Consider the following 17,336-nt stretch of genomic DNA (forward strand, 5'->3'; position numbering starts at 1 on the left):
GCTGACACATGTGGAAAAACTATGCACATTCTATACTTATGATTGTGTAAATGAAATTTTCTCCACACAAAAAGGATACCCGGTATATTACTATCCCGGTATCCCTCACTTTGTAATTAAAATCTAGATCTAGATGGTTTTTTCATCGGTGCTTTATTCATTAGGTAGGATATAAACGTATCGTCCTCAAGGTTCGGATTTGATGAGTTCAATAGCAATGCTAAGTTTTTCGCATCATCTAGTGCCCTGTGTGCGTTCTGTACTTGAATCCGATGCGCTCTCAGTAATTGTTGAAGCTTACCATTCTCAAAGCCGTAATTTTTCCATTTAATTTGTCTAACAGAACAATACCAGTCCATGTCGAGAGTTTCCGGTAATAGTCTACTGACAAAGCCCCTGTCAAATGAAGCATTATGCGCCACAATGCCGTCTGCTCGATCAAGTATCGATAGAATTCTGTCCATGTCGAGTGACTTCCCTCTTACCATCTGATCAGTGATGCCAGTTAGGTTTGTGATCATTGGCGTTATAGAGTAGAACGGCTCTTGAAACTCACAATATTCATCTGCTACCCGAACAATCCGGTTATTATCGTATTCGCCAAGCATAACACCGAGTTCAATTACATCGCTTGCCTCTGCTCTCATACCTGTAGTTTCTACGTCAATGAACGCTATATGTTTCGTCATGTAAAAACTCCTTTAAATCTATTTAAATTCGTATATGGCATGCAATTAGGATCAATTTGTATCCTATTAGTATAACAGGATTTCAACACACTGTAACGAAATTAACCTACTTCGGGATTCGCACTTCATCCAACTTTTGAAGTGGTTGCCAGACAAATTGATGTGCTGTATACTAGGATTGCTTACATAAATGTCCGTACGGGTGCTTGAGTGAATCAGGCTGAGATAGCAGAGGAATCCACTGCTGACCGTTAATCTGATCTGGGTAATGCCAGCGTAGAGAGCGTAATCGATGGAAATATACAGGAATCTCTTTCCTTCCTCGGCCGTCTGCTCTTCAGACGGCTTTTTTGTATAGACAAATAAGAAGGAGTGGAAGAGTTTGAAGAAATTAAAGTTTACCGATATTTTGATCACGATCATGATCGGGGTAGTATTTGGGGTATTGATGAAGTTTTGGGACGATTTATATACCGTCGTCAAACCGATTCTCCCCGTTGCACGTCAATTGATTTACGGCATGTGGTTCATGGTGGGACCGTTCGCCTTTTTACTATTACGTAAGCCCGGTACTGCATTGATCGCAAGCATTGCAGGCGCTTCCTTGTCTGCATTCGCAGGACATGGGATTGAAGTATTGATGTACGGGTTCATGCAAGGTCTTGCTGCAGAATTACTATTCGCCGCATTCCGATACAAGCGCTACACGATAGTAGTCGCCGGAATGGCTGGTATTGCTTCTTGCCTCGCAAGTTTCGGACTCGATTTGGTTTACGGCTATGCGGCACTTGAAACATGGGCACTTATAGTGAAATACGGGTTACGTGCAATTAGCGCATTCATTTTCACAGGTATTTTTGCTGTACTAATTGTTAAAGCAATTGAAGCAACCGGCGTGACATCTTTAATCCGCCCTGTTGATAAGAAAGAATATACTTTGCTCGATCAGTAAATGCGGAGGAATGATTCAACTATGCCTAACATCAGTGTTACCGATTTACGACTGAAGTTTCCCGGAGAGAATTCACTGGTTTTTAAAGATCTTTCTTTTTCCGTTCAACCTGGTGAAAAAGTGCTCATGCTTGGACCAAGCGGCTGTGGTAAATCTACTTTACTGCAAGTACTGAGCGGAATTATCCCGCATTCCATCGAATTACCAATAAAAACAAAAGACATCCAACTGCCTGACTCATGGGGATTCGTTTTTCAAGATCCCGAAACGCAGTTTTGCATGACCTATGTCGATGAAGAACTTGCATTTGTTTTGGAAAACCTTCAAGTACCGCGTGAAGAGATGGCCCCTCTTATAGAGGAAGTGTTAAAACGCGTAGACCTGAATTTAGAAGACGTCCATACACCCATCAATGAAATGTCTCAAGGTATGAAACAACGGCTAGCTTTGGCTACAGTGTTATTACTTAAACCCGACGTATTATTTCTAGACGAACCTTCTGCTCTACTTGACCCAGAAGGCACGCAGCAAATTTGGTCTGCCATCAAAACAGCAACTACAGATAAAACCGTACTCATTGTCGAGCATAAAATTGATTTGATTGCTGATTGGGTAGATCGAGTGGTGCTATTTAATGATCACGGAGTCATTATAGCGGATGGTCCTCCAGACACGATCTTTACAAACAATCAAGAAGAACTGAAGCGCTATGGCATTTGGTATCCGGGGGTTTGGGAAGAATATAAAACGTCCGAAACATTTCAATCGATGATGAAAAACCGTCAAGCAGTTGCATGCCAAGAGAAAATTCAGATTCAAGACTTTCACGGCTATCGCGGTCAAGCGGAGAAGATTTCTGTCAAACAGGCGACCGTACAGGCTGGTGACTGGATTTCGATTGTTGGAGAAAATGGCTCTGGTAAAAGCACATTGCTTCTATCTCTCATGCAACTACTTCGCACTGACGGTGTCTATGAAGTTAACGGTGTACCGATTGTGTGGAAAAAGAAGAAGCGACAACTTCCTAAAGGACTATCGCTCGTTTTCCAAAATCCTGAACTGCAATTCGTGACCAATTCAATTATGGAAGAGTTGACCGTTTCGTTGCACGGTATGCCAAAAACAGAGGCAGATCGTTATGCTAAAGAAATGATACAATTATTCAACTTGCCTGATTCTGTTTCACGTCATCCCTATCAACTATCTACGGGTCAAAAGCGACGTTTAAGTGTAGCGACTGCTCTTACTCCAGATACAAATATATTGCTACTTGATGAACCTACTTTCGGGCAAGATGCACGAAATACTTTTGCCATTCTTGAGAAGTTAGAGCAATTGCGCACTGAAGGGATGACGATTCTAATGGTGACGCATGATGAGGAAATCGTAGAAAATTTCTCTACTGCAGTCTGGACAGTAGTGGATGGCGTATTACAAACAACTACGTTTGCTGGAGGTGCGCCATATGCTGAATTGGTTCACACCTGAACGGCAAACCTGGTTGTTTCGCGTCAACCCTGCGCTAAAATTCGTAGTGTTTTTCACATTCATGATCATCACACTCATAAATCAAAACTTACACTTCGCCCTTTGGCAAACAATATTGTATGGGCTGTTGTTTTATGTATTCAGTGGCTATTCACTAAAGAAATTAGCAGTGCTGTCAATTCCGTTAGTCATATCATTTCTATCTACTGGATTGACGATGTTGCTGTTCGGCAAAGGGGAGTCCGTTCTTTGGCAATTTGGGATTTTCAAGATATCTGAGGAAAGTATTCAACATGCACTTTTGCTCGGAAGTAAATCCCTATCATTCGGTCTCGTCGGCTTTACGTTTATCTTGACGATCCAACCAATACTGTTCTTCTATGCGATGATGCAACAGTTCCGCATGCCATCCAAATACGCGTACAGCTTTATTGCGGCGTTTCGTTTAATACCGGCTGTTACTGAAGAACTGCAAATACGCCGAAACGCGTTAAAGGTGCGAAACGTCCAATTTTCAAGGGGGAGCAAAGGGCTATATGAGCGATTGCAAAGTTACACAGTCCCCTTGTTTGCACAAAGCATTCGCCGAGCACAGCGGATTGCTGTAGCAATGGAAGCAAAGCAGTATCAAATGGGAGCCGCCAGGACATATTTTTATCCTACTCGGTATACGCATATGGATGTGGTGTTTATAGCTGTAATGATTCTTGGCTTTGCTATCACGCTATTTTTATCGAGCAGTGGGTTGTTAACCTCTGGCTGACATCTCTTGAGGAGGAGCTATTATAGTAAAAAGGAACATGGAAATCCACTTCAGATTCCATCTCCCTTTTCATTTACATGATTACTAGATAAATAGCAAGAAAGATTATCAACATCCTACAGAAAAGTGCAAATCCGAGAACGCAAAACTGCTACAGCATAAAGACTTGCTGTAGCAGTTTTTTTATATATTTTATTTAATTATGGTGACTGAGCTATTCACATGCTTGATTACCTTTTGACTGGTACTGCCCATAACTAATTTCTGCAGTGTATTCAACCCACGACTACTGAGTATGAGATGATCAATTTCATTTGTATTTACATACTTAATGATTTGCTGTTGCGGATTTCCTTTTAACATCGTAACTTCGGCATCTATTCCTTTATCTTTTACTAACTTCAATGCAGACTGTATCTTCTTCTTTTGATACATAGCAAGGCTGTTAGGACTCTGTTTTAATAACCGTTCATCTTCTTTGTTATAATCAATAACATGGATCAATTCAAGTTTCGCTTCAGAAAATTGTCGCATTAACATCAACGCGTAATCTGTTGCACGCAATGCATTTTCCGAGCCGTCTACCGCCACAGCAATCTTCATGATAAAACCTCCCAAAACTACTTTTCAAATTTTTTATTGAGATTTTCCTTCAACTTCCTTCACCAGCATAAGACTCCATTACCATGTTATATACCCATTTCACTGACGAGGTAGTCCAGTACATAAGAGGTATCTGTACCCAACAATTCAAAACCATTCTACCAACTACTTTATAAAAAGCCAACTATCTGCTACTAATACAATAGAAAATTGTAACCGAAGTAAAAATCGCCATAAGAATCCAGTAATCTAGACCTTTACGGCGATTCCATTTACTTTACGATCGTCACAGGACAATTTGCTTGCTCCATTACACTGCGGCTCACACTGCCTAATGCCATTTCCTGCATTAAATTCATTCCACGGCTACCAAGCACTAATTGTTCAACTTCTTCTGTTTGTAAATGTTTAATGATTTCCTCATCCGGTTTCCCCCGTAACAGCTTGACAGTTGTTTTTACTCCGGCCTTTTCTGCCATTTCCACTACAGGTCTAACTAGTCGATCTTGATAAAGGGATAAGCTTTTAAGATTTTGAAGCAGAAGTTGTTCTTCTTCTACTTTGTTATAATCTGTTACGGAAATCACTTCCAGTTCCGCATCAGGCGTATTTTCTACTAGTGTTAGCGCATACTCGGCTGCACGAATCGAATGATCTGAACCATCTATAGCTACGGCAATTTTCAATTTACCCACTCCCTACTCTTTCGTATACTTTCTACTATTAGTATATATCAAGAGTTCGAATTATTCAGTATTCATGTCGTTTATCTTATTTAACTACACTAGAAGGATCGGGTTACCACAAGATTGAACGGTTGTATGCGCACCACTACCGAATTCCCTTATACGATAATGAATGTATAAAACGCCAAAAACGTTAACTCCCATTATAAGAGTTAACGTTTCGTATCTAAGATTACATTACGCGAGTAACAAACGATTGGCCAATAATCGACCCCGTACTATAATTCCAGCCCACGCTGCAAGAAATGCTTTGATAAATCCACCAATTAAAAATGGAACAAAACCGGCCATAACAGCAGCAGTCCATGATAGCTCGGCTATAAACTTCAACCACACTGTACCAAATGCCAATGCAACGAACATCCCAATAATATTGGCGATAACTGCGTTAGGCAGCTTAAAACTTGTACGTTCCATATAATAACCCGTAATGAAAGCTGTTGGAATAAAGCCAATGAGGAATCCGCCAGTCGGTCCAAAAATCACACCTAATCCTGAAGACATGCCTGAGAATACCGGCATCCCTACTGCTCCCATTGCTAAATATACTAATACAGAAATCGTTCCATAACGTGAACCTAAAATCGTTGCCGCTAAACCAACTGCAAGTGTTTGTCCTGTAATCGGAACTAATGGTAACGGAATAGTTAATTGCGCCATGATGCCGATAATGGCTGCGAATAATGCTGTTACAATCATCATCTTCAATCTGTTTCTCGTATCTAACATGTCTAAATTCCCCTTTATGTAAACACTCTTTTTTATTTTGTTGACTCTAATTTTATCGTACGCCATTCTCTACGTCAACATATTTTTGAAAGGTGTTTACTCAAAGAACATATTAAAATACAGTCATTATTCAGTTGTCACTCAGGGAAAATTCTAATATCCACTGATGCGAATTTAATTTCTGGATTCTTTTCAAACTCTGCTAAAATCACACGTTGTAAATCCGTCTTCGTACTAGTTCCCTGTCTGTAGTCCACCATATACCGCAAAATCAAGACAATTCCCTCTGTATTGGTATCTAATGCAAAAACAGGCTTCAGTTTAGATTGATTATTAGGTAGATGCTTATGCCCTTCTATTGTCAACGGTAAAATCACATTGGAAAAATACACGTCACCTGCTCTTGTTATAATACGTTCTGCATCTTTCCAATCACTATCAAAAGCAAGAACATACTTAATTTCATGCCAAACAAAGACGTTATCGACACCGACCATTTCAATGGATTCATTAAAAACGATGCTATTTGGCAACTTGACGATACGCCCTGTATTGGAATCGGATGAAAGATTATGTCGTACTTCTAGCAACTTGATATGGATTGGATTGATATCGATAACATCGCCGACAATATTATTGATTTCTATCCGGTGACCAATTTCAAAGTATTTACGATACTTGATGACAAAGTATCCGATGATATTTGTGGTCAACCCCCTTACCATAAATACAATAAAAACTCCAAATAGTAATACCATGAGAATTAGAGCATTGATGGCTTGAATCCAGATAAATAGCACAGCTAGTATAGTAAATGTTGTAATGATATTTCTCGCAACTCTGCGAGCAGTTATTTCCCTTTTGTACTCATTAATACTTTTTATGATTAAACGTTTGAATAATATATTTAATAATAAACCTACCACCATGATTGTAGCAGTTAAAGCAATCTTGTTTAAGTACGCATCAGGTTGTCTTAACGTAATCAATAAGCCTTCGGTCAACCCATCTAAGTACTCTGTTAAGAATTCAGGCATAGATTAAAACCTCCTCAGTTACAACGTATATCCAGTATACCTAACAACAGATTTTAATAGTATTTTGAAAATCAAAAAGCATAAACCCTATCGATGGGTTTATGCTTCTCTACACATTAGTTATTTTTCAAACCGCACAAAAACAGACTTGTAAAATCCTGAGCGAGTTCTTCAGGACTGTGAACACCAGTCCAAAGTTTTGTTATAGACAGATGTTCAATAGCACCAACCATAGTCGTTGCGACTAAGTTCATGTTTATATCCGTAGTGAAATATCCGTTTTCCGCTTCTTCTATAAGATTCTCTTCTATCTTTAACGCCATTTGGACTTTAATATCCTTCGCTTCTTCCGAGACAACAAAACCGATTCTTGCTACATTTTCATTTTGCTTGAAAAACTCAAACAACCTACTGAGCCCATAGGCAATCCTAGATAACAAACCTTCTTTAGCCACATCAGCGGGAAGTTTACTCTGAGCTACATGATTATATAGTTTTTCTTTAAAGACCTGGATTAATTCCTGGAATACAGCATCTTTACTTTTAAAATACAAGTAGAACGTGGGCTGTGTGACGTTTGCTTCCTTCACAATTTCACTGATCTTCGTCTTATGAAAACCATGAAGGGCAAATTGCTGTGCAGCAATTTCTAAAAGCAGTTTCCGACTTTTTTCGCCATCAGCACCTACTTGTCGACCTCTTTTATTCAGTTGAAACACTTCCTATCTTAATATAAAGAATTATTCATAGATATGTCTAATTATACAGTGAAGTGATAGAAAAGCCAAATTATATTTAGATTGTTGAAATAATTAGTCGAATTTCAAAGGTTCATTTTCTGTTTCTATCCTCATTTATTAGTTAGCTAAATCGGTAACTAGTAAGTTGACAAACTGCGAAAGATATCGAATAATATTAAGTAAGCGCTTTCATACCATCTTAATCAATTGAATACATTATATAAAGGAGGGATTTTTATGAAGTTGGCTAGGAATATTGTTATTGCACTTATTGCAGGGGTTATCGCAGGGTTAGTATTGAATATTTTTTCACCTGATATTTTTTCAAAAGTCGATGCATTTTTATTTAAACCGCTCGGTACAATCTTCTTAAATCTTATGAAGATGCTAGTTGTTCCTGTCGTTTTCATTTCCATCGCACTTGGAACAGTTGGTATTGGTGATCCAAAAAAATTAGGAAGGATCGGTGGAAAGACCATTGGATATTTCTTAATTACAACCGCTATTGCCATTGTCATCGCAATTTCTCTTGGATTATTAGTAAAGCCTGGCGAAGGAGGAAACTTCGAAACAGCCAATGCCGTGTATGAAGCTCAAGAAGCTCCACCAGTCGCCGAAACTTTACTAGGAATTATCCCGACAAATCCTATTAGTGCTATGGCAGAAGGCAATATGCTTCAGATTATCTTCTTTGCAGCATTGGTTGGCTTCGGTATGGCCATGCTAGGTACTAAAGTGGAAAGAGTAAAAGAGTTATTTGAACAAGTCAATGAACTTATCATGTATCTGATTACGTTTGTTATGAAATTCGCGCCTTATGGAGCATTCGGTTTAATTGCATCCGCTGTAGGGAGTCAAGGTATTGATGCGCTAAAGGTAATGGGAATGTACATGGGAGTCGTTCTGGGAGCGCTATTCATTCACACTATTGTTGTCTATGGCGGATCTGTCGCATTAATTGGCAAGCGAAATCCCATATGGTTCTTTAAGAACTTTTTCCCAGCGCAGGTTGTAGCGTTTAGTACTGCTAGTTCTGCGGCGACACTACCTATTTCCATGAAAACTGCACAAGAGAAGTTAAAAGTTCCTGAGTCCATATCTTCGTTCACTCAGTCACTTGGAGCCACTATCAATATGGATGGTACCGCAATCATGCAAGGTGCAGCTGTTATCTTCATTGCGCAAGCTTATGATATCCAGTTATCTTTAGGTCAGTTGTTGACAGTTGTGTTGACTGCAGTGCTTGCCAGCATTGGAACAGCCGCTGTACCTGGTGCTGGTTTGATTATGCTAGCAATGGTACTGACATCAGTCGGTTTACCAGTTGAAGGAATTGCGCTTGTTCTTGGAGTAGATCGCTTACTTGATATGGTGCGAACGGCTGTTAATATTACGGGTGACGCTGCTTGTGCAGTTGTCGTTGCGAAAACAGAAGGTGTTTTAGGCGAACCGGAAATTGAAGACGTTCACAGAGCTACAGAAACAGCATAATTCTAACCACTTCCTGTACAGAGACCTTCGTGTTTAACAAGCACGATAGATTTCCATACAGGATTTTTTATGTTGGCGACTTGATTCCTGCCCCGCATAACGGTATAACAATCACTTCGTCTTTAGTAGTCGCGTACTTTACGTACCCTGCATAATTAATTGCTGATGTTATTTCTACGTAGAATCCTTTGGCAGCAAGCATTTTGCGCGCTGCTAAAATCTCTTCTTCGGCAATTGTGATAAACGTACCTTTTGTATCACGTACTGCTTCTAATATTTGTTTTGATCTGGCTGGTGCTGCAATCGCAATACCTTCTGCGAAAGTTCCTTCATTCACGACCGATTTTGCTATTAGCTCTTGTCTCTCAAATGCTTTTACGAGCGGTGCACACTTCTCGGCTTGGATAGCAATAATCTTCGGCATATGATCAATTAACTTTGCGTCCAATAATGCTTTAAAACCATAGTAAGCCCCTAATAATAATGTTCCATTTCCTACTGGAATCAGTACAGCATCCGGTGCCTTACCTAATTGTTCATACACTTCAAAAGCATATGTTTTGGTACCTTCAAAAAAGTATGGATTGTAGACATGGCTCGCATAAAAAACTTGCTCTTCTGCGACTGCTAACTGGGCTGCAGCCGCTACTTCTTCTCTAGTTCCTTTTATTGCTTTTATTTTCGCACCATGCGCTTCTATCTGTGCCAATTTGCTCGGAGATGTATTGGCACTTACATACACGTCACAGTCTATGCCTGCTCTAGCACTATAAGCAGCAAGGGCAGTTCCTGCATTGCCGCTGCTATCTGCAATCATCTTTTTCACACCTAATTGTTTCGCCAGAGCAACTAGTACCACAGCGCCTCGGTCTTTAAATGAAAGTGTAGGCATCATAAAATCTACTTTTACAAATGTATTTGGCTCTGCTTCATCTAATTTAAGTAAAGGGGTTTGGCCTTCACCTAAAGTAATAGACTGCCAACCTTTTAAATTTTCTCGACCAACCATCGATGAAATATAACGCCATATAGATCTATCGCTTGTCCAGTGATCGTTCTCCTGTTTGGATTGGGATGGTAATAAGTTTAGTAGACCCCCGCAATCACACTTCCATCGTGTCACTCGAATCAAATAGGCTTTATTACAATTTACGCAACTATATTTTGTCATGTCTTTTATCTCCTTTATTTAGATGAATAATAATTTCTAACCATTATACTTGAAAGTTATTGCTCAATTCTTGCTAATCGGAAGATCTTTTGTTTTTGGAAATAAAAAACCTTTGCAAGGTCTACTTACAAACCTCGCAAAGATTGGATTATATTCAATCTTTCTTCATATACAATGATATATCAAAATGGATCACCTCTTAGATGACCGAGTGTATCATTCACACTCAATAAAAAGCGCAAGGCTAGTCTAGTTTGTGAAGTCGACATGTTCTTATACCAATTCAAACTCTTAACATCCCTCTAAATCCCCTAGCAGCATAATAGGATTCCGCACCGTTATGGTACACAAAAACCATATTATACCGTCGATCACAAAATAATGCTCCTCCTAGTTTTCTGATGTTTTCAGGTGTTTGCACCCAGCTAGACGTCTTCTTATCAAACTCATCTAATTGCTGAATTTTTCTATACTGCTCTTCCGTTAAAAGTTCCATTCCGATGTTTGCTGCGAGATCCACTGCAGAATTCTCTGGTTTGTTTTTCTTTCTTGAATCCAACGCCTGACGATCATAACAAAGACTTCTGCGTCCGACAGGTGATTCAATAGAACAATCAACAAAGCAATAATCTTCTGATGTCGTATCAAACACCACGACATCTGGTTCCCCACCAGTATTCTCCATCTCATTTAGAGACCATAACTTTTGCATGTTAGCTAGGAGCTTGTCTTGAACATCCTTCCATTCTATACCTACATGGCGATGTTTATTTTCTTCAAAGCGTGTTTGTAGCGTGTGAAGTAAATATTCTTGTTGTTCAATCGTTAAGCGATTAGATTCGTTTGTCATTTTTTATTCCTCCTAAGGATTTAAGCACTTCGCTAAAGTATATAGCATACGAAAGAACTTAAACCATTTTAATGTCAGCATAAACAACCATAGGTTCACTGATATATTAAAATTCTTCTAATCAATTTATCATAACTTTTCACATACATAAAATTTATCATCAATAAAAATATTCCAATTTAATTTAGGCTGGAATTAGCTTTACTTTAAGAATCTTGTTAATTGTCACAAATATTAATTGTGGTTCATTTTATAGATACTTAGATGCAACATACAATCTATTTCTGCTAAATAAGTAAGTCTTATTTCCCTTACACATTATAATATTTTAATATAACTAATTTAATTAAATATTTTCAATAAAAAATCATAGACAATGTAAGCGCTCTATAGTAATGTAGAAAACGACATAAAGGAAACATAAAGGAATATGTCCTTATATAGTTTCTTATTAAGAAAAGTAAAGGGAGGTGGTCCATTGCAAGTTACGATAGGTGTCATCGGGCCGTCTGAGTCAGTTGGGAAGATCCTGAAAGTAGCAGAAGAGTTTCCAAATACGCAATGTATTCCTTACATTTATGAAAATGTGACGGAGTTACCGGCTCTAATTGAGCAAGGTAGACCCATCGTTGATCAATGGCTATTCTCCGGCATAATGAACCATATGTACGCATTGGAAAATGATTTAGTTCAAGAAGAACAATCAAGTTTCCCTTATTTGCACGGATCAAGCTTCTTTGGAAAGTTATTGGAAATCCAACAAAAAGAAGAACGAATTATTCAATCTGTAAGTATTGACTATATTACTGCTGAAGAAGTACAAAAAGCGTTATCTTTCTACGACTTGGACAAACTTCAATTTGAAACTGTTTCATCTTCCTTAAACGGCAATGCTGAACAACTATCTCTCGTTCATGAAAAATTATATATAGAAGGTAAATCTGAAGTGGCGATCACAGCTATGAAAGATGTTTATGACAGATTAAGAAAAAGAAATATACCTGTCTATAGACTGACCCCTTCTTATATAGCTATTAAATTAGCTATTGAGTTACTTATTGAAAAGGCAAATTCTAAGCGCTTTGAAAACTTACAAATGGCAGTAATTGGATGCCAAGCGTTGAATTCAAGTAACGTCATCGATCAATCGCTCTTTGAATGGAAGCATCAGGATTTAGATCTTAAGAAAAACTTACTAACTTTCACACAAAAGTTAAATGGTTCATTCGTAGAAGTGGCAGATGGACTCTACTATATCTATACTACTAAAGGCGAAATTGATGAAGAAGTAGAAGCTTCATTGCTAACTGCCATTGAATCTTTCAAATTAAACAATCAGTTGGAAATCGGGTTTTCTATCGGTTATGGACAAACTGTCTTAGCTGCTGAACAACATGTACGGTATGGACTCAATCAATTAAAAACTGGTGCAGAACCTTCCTTATTGGTCGTTAAGACGAAAAATGATATTACACAAAAAGTACAAAGTGATTTTGGAAGTATGCTAAACACTGCCGCTATACGTACTGTTCTACAAGAGAAATTCCATTTAACAGAAACCAATGCTCGAGACGTACTCCGTATCGCACTTAATTCGCGAAGAGACAATAAACAAGAGTTCACAGCTGATGACGTGGCAAAGTGGTTTAATAATACAAAGCGAAATGCACGTCGTATTCTCGTGGATTTACAACAAGTCGACATTATTGAGCTATACAATAAAACACAAACTACCCCAAGAGGACGTCCAAGTAACGTCTATCGTTTTAAAGATACGGAACTACTCTTCGGAAAGGAGGAGTAAGCATGAATGATCATATTAACTGGATAGAAGAGAAACTCCTTCAAATAAACCTTGTAAAAAGTATGGACCAAGCAGAAGGTTTTTCACGTCTTGGCTATACAAAAGAAGAACAAGCATCACAAGAACAGTTTCGTTTAATTAGTCAGAGTCTTGGATTAAAAACCTATGAAGATCCAGCAGGTAATCAATGGGCCTTGTGGGAAGTAGACAAGCAAGCAGGTTGGATTGCGACTGGTTCACACGTAGATACTGTGTATAACGGTGGAGGTTACGACGGTGCAGCTGGTGTAGTAGCAAGTCTTGCAGCAGTAAAGATGCTAAAAGATGAATCCTTCCAACCACGTAAAAACATTGCGGTTATTGCATTTGCTTGTGAAGAGTCTGCACGTTTTAGCGTTTCAACCATAGGAAGTAAAGCAATTAGCGGCTTATTGGACAAGGATAAAGTCGCTTCCTATGAGGACGTTAATGGTACGACTCTTGAGAAAGCGTTTACAAAACGTGGTCTAGATTGGCAGAGGATTCAGGATGCACAATTAGAGGATAATCAGCTAGAACAATTTATTGAATTGCACATTGAGCAAGCAACCAAACTACAGAAATCTGGTAAAGAAATTGGCATAGTACGGTCCATCGCTCAGCCTACGCGACTTCATATAACATGTACTGGAAAAACTAATCATACGGGTACAACCCCTATGAATGAACGCCAAGATGCACTTGTGGCTATTGCTCCACTTATAACCTTTATTGAAGAAGCTACTATTGAAATAAACAACGAGCAAACCGTTGCATTAGTAGCCACGGTCAGCACTATACAAAATACTCCAAACTCTATGAGCATGATACCTGGAGAAGTTGTAGTAGGCATTGACATCCGAAGCACCAAAGCTGATTTAAAGCATCGTCTTGTAGAAAAGATTCATCATTTCGTTCAACAAATCGAAATGAACAAACCCGTTTCGTTCACTATTAAAACACTTTTCGATGATGAACCTACTGATCTTGATCCTGGCATACAAGAAACTCTCACTTATATATGCGAAAAGATCGGATTATCTTCGATGTCACTCGACAGCGGTGCTGGTCATGATGTGATGAACATGAGCAAAAGATGGCCTTGCGGACTTATATTCATCCCTTGTCGTGACGGGATTAGTCATCATCCTTTAGAACATGCGAATATGGAAGATTTGTTGAAAGGCACGAAAGTGATTGCTGAATACTTAAAGGAAACATCTTGTTAAAAATTCTAACGGACCAAAATAGGAGGACTTCAAATGAATACATTCATCAAAGAATATATGGAAGAGCATAAAGATTACTTTAATCAAGTGTCTGAACATATTTTCCATACCCCAGAAACGCGTTTCGAAGAATTTAAATCTGCTGAATTTTTATCAGCAGAATGTGAAAAACAAGGTTTTGAGGTCAAGCGTAATATTGCAAATATACCTACTGCTTTCAAAGCTACATATGGTACAGGAAAACCCGTCATCGCCTTTTTAGGTGAATACGATGCCCTTCCTGGTCTAAGTCAAACCCCAGGTAAATCTGAAGCAGAACAAGTCAAGGAATCGCCTGACTTCGGACACGGCTGCGGTCATAATCTACTTGGCACTGGAGCATTTGCCGCTGCATGTGCAGCGAAAGCTTACCTTGAAGAAAATAATCAAGAAGGTACAGTCGTTTTCTACGGATGTCCTGGTGAAGAAGGTGGTTCCGGAAAAACCTTTATGGTACGGGATGGGGAATTTGAAGGTGTGGATGCGGCTCTAACATGGCACCCATCGCCAGGTAACTCCATTATGAGTAAGCCAACATTAGCTAATTATCAAATCTCCTTTAAATTTAAAGGTGTAGCGGCCCATGCAGCAAACTCTCCACATTTAGGTCGGAGCGCTTTGGATGCTGTCGAATTAATGAATGTCGGTGTCAATTACTTGCGCGAACATATCATTCAGGATGCCCGCGTTCATTATGCAGTAACTGATACAGGCGGCCTTTCACCTGCAGTAGTTCAGCCGCGTGCGGAAGTTCTGTATCTGATTCGTGCTCCAAAAAACAATCAGGTAGAAGGTATTTATCAACGTATTTGTAAAATAGCCGAAGGTGCTGCATTGATGACTGAGACACAACTTGAAATTGAATTCGTTAAAGCTTGCTCAAATTATGTGCCTAATAGAAGTTTGGAAAAAGTTTTATATAAGAACCTAAAAGAAGTTGGTGTCGAAGAGTCTTCCGATCAAGAAATAGCCTATGCCAAAGAAATTTGGGAAACTTTCTCGCCAGATGAACAGGAATTCTATTTGGATGTAATGAGAGGTTTCGGCTATATAGGCGACGGAAGTGAATTCGAAGGTAAATACTTAAATGACGGTATTTCGGATTATCAAGAAACTGAAGAAATATTCTATGGTTCTACAGACGTAGCTGATGTGAGCTGGGTAGTACCTACTGCACAATTAACTGCAGCAACTAGTACGCTCGGCACTGCATTGCATACATGGCAGATGACTGCTCAAGGAATCTCGGACTTTGCCCATAAAGGTATGATGCGCGCTGCATCAGCAATGGCATTGACAGGTATCGAGCTCCTCTCTTCAGAAGAGCAGCTTAAGCAAATAAAAGAAGAACATGCAAAGTTCCAAAGTAAAAACCCATATATCGCTCCTATACCAAAAGATGTTAGACCATCTACTCTAGGCGGCAAACGAATCTAATTTAAGAGGTGACAACATGAAAGAGAAAAACGGCGTAGCAAAAAAAGGTTTGTTTCAAAGGTTTTTAGATATTGTTGAACGTTTAGGAAATAAACTGCCAGATCCCTTCGCTTTATTTGTCGGTTTAGCAGTTGTGATGATTATCGTTTCATGGATCTTTAGTTTATTTAACGCTTCTGTTGTGCATCCAGGCAATGGTGATGTATTGGCTATCAAGAGCTTAATTTCTGGGGAAGGTTTACAGTTCATCTTAACTTCCATGCTTGATAACTTCACCGGTTTCGCGCCGCTAGGCTTAGTATTGGTTATGATGCTAGGTATCGGTTTAGCGGAGAAGGTTGGCTTACTGGATTATGCAGTGCGGAAGACCATCCTAAAATCACCACCTTATTTATTAACTTACACAGTAGTATTCGTAGGAATCATGGGTAACCTTGCTTCCGATGCTGCAGTCGTTTTAATTCCGCCATTGGCAGCACTTGTCTTCTATAAAGTCGGACGTCATCCTCTTGCAGGTTTGGCTGCAGGTTTCGCCGGTGCAGGTGCAGGATTTACTGCTAACTTATTCATTGCAGGTACAGACGCTTTACTTGCAGGTATTACAACAGAAGCAGCACGCTTTTTAGATGAATCGTTCACTGTTACTCCAGTGGATAACTGGTTCTTTAACATCGCTTCTGTTATCGCCTTAACTATCGTAGGTGGATTATTGACTACTAAATTCATCGAGCCTCGTCTTGGTAAGTATACTGGAGACGCGCTAGAGGAAGAGAATACAACTGAATTACCAAATGCTAAAAGAGCATTTATTAACTCTATGATTGCTGGTCTAGTCTATATTGCCATTGTTGTGGGCACAATTCTAGCTCCTAATAGTCCATTAGCTAATGAAGACGGCGGACTCATTCCCTCTCCATTCCTAGATGGGATTATTCCGATCATTCTATTCTTCTTCATCATTATTGGTGTAACATTCGGTATTACGGTTGGTAAAATCAAGTCAAGTAAAGACGTTAGTAAATACATGGCTGACTCGATTCGAGACATGTCCAGTTATATCGTACTTGTTTTCGCTATCGCTCAGTTTACAGCTTACTTCAACTGGTCTAACCTCGGTACTTGGGTTGCAGTAAACGGTGCAGAATTCCTGACGAGTGTCAACTTTACAGGAATGCCGCTCATCGTAGGTTATATTATTTTCACATCACTAATGAACTTCTTGATCACTTCAGGTTCAGCGAAGTGGGCAATCGAGGCACCGATATTTGTCCCGATGTTCATGCAACTCGGCTACCATCCGGCATTTACTCAAGTCGCTTACCGTGTAGCAGATTCTTCAACAAACATTGTTACGCCTTTGTTCCCCTATATGGTTATCATCTTAGCGTTCATGCAAAAATATGATAAAAAAGCCAGTATCGGAACATATATGTCTCTAATGATTCCATATACAATTGTGTTCTTGATAACATGGATTATATTAATCATGGTATTCTTCTATCTTGGTATTCCATTTGGACCTGGTATTCATGCACGCTTGTAATTCATAA

16 protein-coding genes and 1 riboswitch are annotated in these 17,336 nt (G+C 39.2%); of the genes, 8 read left to right on the plus strand and 8 right to left on the minus strand.

From position 1 onward, the window contains the following. Positions 1-116 precede the first annotated feature (116 nt). On the minus strand, positions 117-689 hold the full coding sequence (locus Q7P97_RS10100; RefSeq protein WP_085427245.1) for an exonuclease domain-containing protein: 573 nt from the start codon (positions 687-689) through the stop codon (positions 117-119). A gap of 188 nt (positions 690-877) precedes the next feature. Then, positions 878-989, plus strand: a riboswitch (TPP riboswitch). 82 nt (positions 990-1,071) lie between these two features. Here Q7P97_RS10100 and Q7P97_RS10105 point away from each other — a divergent pair. The 3 genes from Q7P97_RS10105 to Q7P97_RS10115 are packed head-to-tail and all read left to right on the plus strand — an operon-like array spanning position 1,072 to position 3,892. Continuing rightward, entirely contained in the window at positions 1,072-1,641 is a 570-nt protein-coding gene (locus Q7P97_RS10105) for an ECF transporter S component (protein WP_255396880.1), read from the plus strand. 21 nt (positions 1,642-1,662) lie between these two features. Beyond that, positions 1,663-3,129, plus strand: a complete 1,467-nt coding sequence (locus tag Q7P97_RS10110) for an ABC transporter ATP-binding protein (RefSeq protein WP_303969068.1) — start codon at positions 1,663-1,665, stop codon at positions 3,127-3,129. Then, entirely contained in the window at positions 3,107-3,892 is a 786-nt protein-coding gene (locus Q7P97_RS10115; protein WP_303969069.1) for an energy-coupling factor transporter transmembrane component T family protein, read from the plus strand. The genes Q7P97_RS10110 and Q7P97_RS10115 overlap by 23 nt, the downstream gene beginning before the upstream one ends. A gap of 192 nt (positions 3,893-4,084) precedes the next feature. Here the strand turns inward: Q7P97_RS10115 and Q7P97_RS10120 are convergent, their stop codons facing one another. From Q7P97_RS10120 to Q7P97_RS10140, 5 genes are all read right to left on the minus strand, one after another. Then, a complete protein-coding gene (locus Q7P97_RS10120; protein ID WP_303969070.1) occupies positions 4,085-4,495 on the minus strand; it encodes a universal stress protein in 411 nt (136 codons plus the stop codon). A 272-nt stretch (positions 4,496-4,767) separates the two neighbouring features. Then, entirely contained in the window at positions 4,768-5,181 is a 414-nt protein-coding gene (locus Q7P97_RS10125; RefSeq protein ID WP_303969071.1) for a universal stress protein, read from the minus strand. 237 nt (positions 5,182-5,418) lie between these two features. Next, the gene (locus Q7P97_RS10130) at positions 5,419-5,970 is read right to left on the minus strand and encodes a biotin transporter BioY (protein ID WP_303969072.1); all 552 of its coding nucleotides are present in this window, start codon (positions 5,968-5,970) and stop codon (positions 5,419-5,421) included. A gap of 137 nt (positions 5,971-6,107) precedes the next feature. Further along, positions 6,108-7,007 (minus strand): mechanosensitive ion channel family protein, encoded by a 900-nt coding sequence (locus Q7P97_RS10135; RefSeq protein WP_303969073.1) that lies wholly within the window; start codon positions 7,005-7,007, stop codon positions 6,108-6,110. 116 nt (positions 7,008-7,123) lie between these two features. Beyond that, a complete protein-coding gene (locus Q7P97_RS10140; RefSeq protein WP_303969074.1) occupies positions 7,124-7,726 on the minus strand; it encodes a TetR/AcrR family transcriptional regulator in 603 nt (200 codons plus the stop codon). 258 nt (positions 7,727-7,984) lie between these two features. Here Q7P97_RS10140 and Q7P97_RS10145 point away from each other — a divergent pair, with 258 nt between their 5' ends. Further along, a complete protein-coding gene (locus Q7P97_RS10145) occupies positions 7,985-9,238 on the plus strand; it encodes a dicarboxylate/amino acid:cation symporter (RefSeq protein ID WP_303969075.1) in 1,254 nt (417 codons plus the stop codon). 67 nt (positions 9,239-9,305) lie between these two features. Here Q7P97_RS10145 and Q7P97_RS10150 read toward each other — a convergent pair whose 3' ends face one another. Both Q7P97_RS10150 and Q7P97_RS10155 read right to left on the minus strand, forming a co-directional pair. Beyond that, the gene (locus Q7P97_RS10150) at positions 9,306-10,409 is read right to left on the minus strand and encodes a threonine synthase (RefSeq protein WP_303969076.1); all 1,104 of its coding nucleotides are present in this window, start codon (positions 10,407-10,409) and stop codon (positions 9,306-9,308) included. A 283-nt stretch (positions 10,410-10,692) separates the two neighbouring features. Next, positions 10,693-11,259 (minus strand): DUF4256 domain-containing protein, encoded by a 567-nt coding sequence (locus Q7P97_RS10155; protein WP_303969077.1) that lies wholly within the window; start codon positions 11,257-11,259, stop codon positions 10,693-10,695. Positions 11,260-11,737: 478 nt separating this feature from the next. Between Q7P97_RS10155 and Q7P97_RS10160 the strand changes: the two genes are divergently transcribed. From Q7P97_RS10160 to Q7P97_RS10175, 4 genes are read left to right on the plus strand one after another with little or no spacing between them, the layout of a single operon-like run. Continuing rightward, positions 11,738-13,063, plus strand: a complete 1,326-nt coding sequence (locus tag Q7P97_RS10160; RefSeq protein ID WP_303969078.1) for a hypothetical protein — start codon at positions 11,738-11,740, stop codon at positions 13,061-13,063. 2 nt (positions 13,064-13,065) lie between these two features. Continuing rightward, positions 13,066-14,310, plus strand: a complete 1,245-nt coding sequence (locus Q7P97_RS10165; RefSeq protein WP_303969079.1) for a M20 family metallo-hydrolase — start codon at positions 13,066-13,068, stop codon at positions 14,308-14,310. A gap of 33 nt (positions 14,311-14,343) precedes the next feature. Next, positions 14,344-15,786 (plus strand): M20 family metallopeptidase, encoded by a 1,443-nt coding sequence (locus tag Q7P97_RS10170; protein ID WP_303969080.1) that lies wholly within the window; start codon positions 14,344-14,346, stop codon positions 15,784-15,786. A gap of 16 nt (positions 15,787-15,802) precedes the next feature. Further along, positions 15,803-17,329 (plus strand): AbgT family transporter, encoded by a 1,527-nt coding sequence (locus Q7P97_RS10175; RefSeq protein ID WP_303969081.1) that lies wholly within the window; start codon positions 15,803-15,805, stop codon positions 17,327-17,329. Positions 17,330-17,336: the final 7 nt, after the last annotated feature.

The organism is Sporosarcina ureae (assembly GCF_029267015.1).
Lineage (GTDB): Bacteria > Bacillota > Bacilli > Bacillales_A > Planococcaceae > Sporosarcina > Sporosarcina ureae_D.

What these genes read in the sequence shown, in the direction of transcription:
- Q7P97_RS10165 (WP_303969079.1), top strand. Translation starts at nt 13,066, where the DNA reads ATGAATGATCATATTAACTGGATAGAAGAGAAACTCCTTCAAATAAAC.
- Q7P97_RS10120 (WP_303969070.1), bottom strand. Translation starts at nt 4,495, where the DNA reads ATGAAGATTGCTGTGGCGGTAGACGGCTCGGAAAATGCATTGCGTGCA.
- Q7P97_RS10100 (WP_085427245.1), bottom strand. Translation starts at nt 689, where the DNA reads ATGACGAAACATATAGCGTTCATTGACGTAGAAACTACAGGTATGAGA.
- Q7P97_RS10135 (WP_303969073.1), bottom strand. Translation starts at nt 7,007, where the DNA reads ATGCCTGAATTCTTAACAGAGTACTTAGATGGGTTGACCGAAGGCTTA.
- Q7P97_RS10170 (WP_303969080.1), top strand. Translation starts at nt 14,344, where the DNA reads ATGAATACATTCATCAAAGAATATATGGAAGAGCATAAAGATTACTTT.
- Q7P97_RS10145 (WP_303969075.1), top strand. Translation starts at nt 7,985, where the DNA reads ATGAAGTTGGCTAGGAATATTGTTATTGCACTTATTGCAGGGGTTATC.
- Q7P97_RS10150 (WP_303969076.1), bottom strand. Translation starts at nt 10,409, where the DNA reads ATGACAAAATATAGTTGCGTAAATTGTAATAAAGCCTATTTGATTCGA.
- Q7P97_RS10130 (WP_303969072.1), bottom strand. Translation starts at nt 5,970, where the DNA reads ATGTTAGATACGAGAAACAGATTGAAGATGATGATTGTAACAGCATTA.
- Q7P97_RS10175 (WP_303969081.1), top strand. Translation starts at nt 15,803, where the DNA reads ATGAAAGAGAAAAACGGCGTAGCAAAAAAAGGTTTGTTTCAAAGGTTT.
- Q7P97_RS10110 (WP_303969068.1), top strand. Translation starts at nt 1,663, where the DNA reads ATGCCTAACATCAGTGTTACCGATTTACGACTGAAGTTTCCCGGAGAG.
- Q7P97_RS10155 (WP_303969077.1), bottom strand. Translation starts at nt 11,259, where the DNA reads ATGACAAACGAATCTAATCGCTTAACGATTGAACAACAAGAATATTTA.
- Q7P97_RS10115 (WP_303969069.1), top strand. Translation starts at nt 3,107, where the DNA reads ATGCTGAATTGGTTCACACCTGAACGGCAAACCTGGTTGTTTCGCGTC.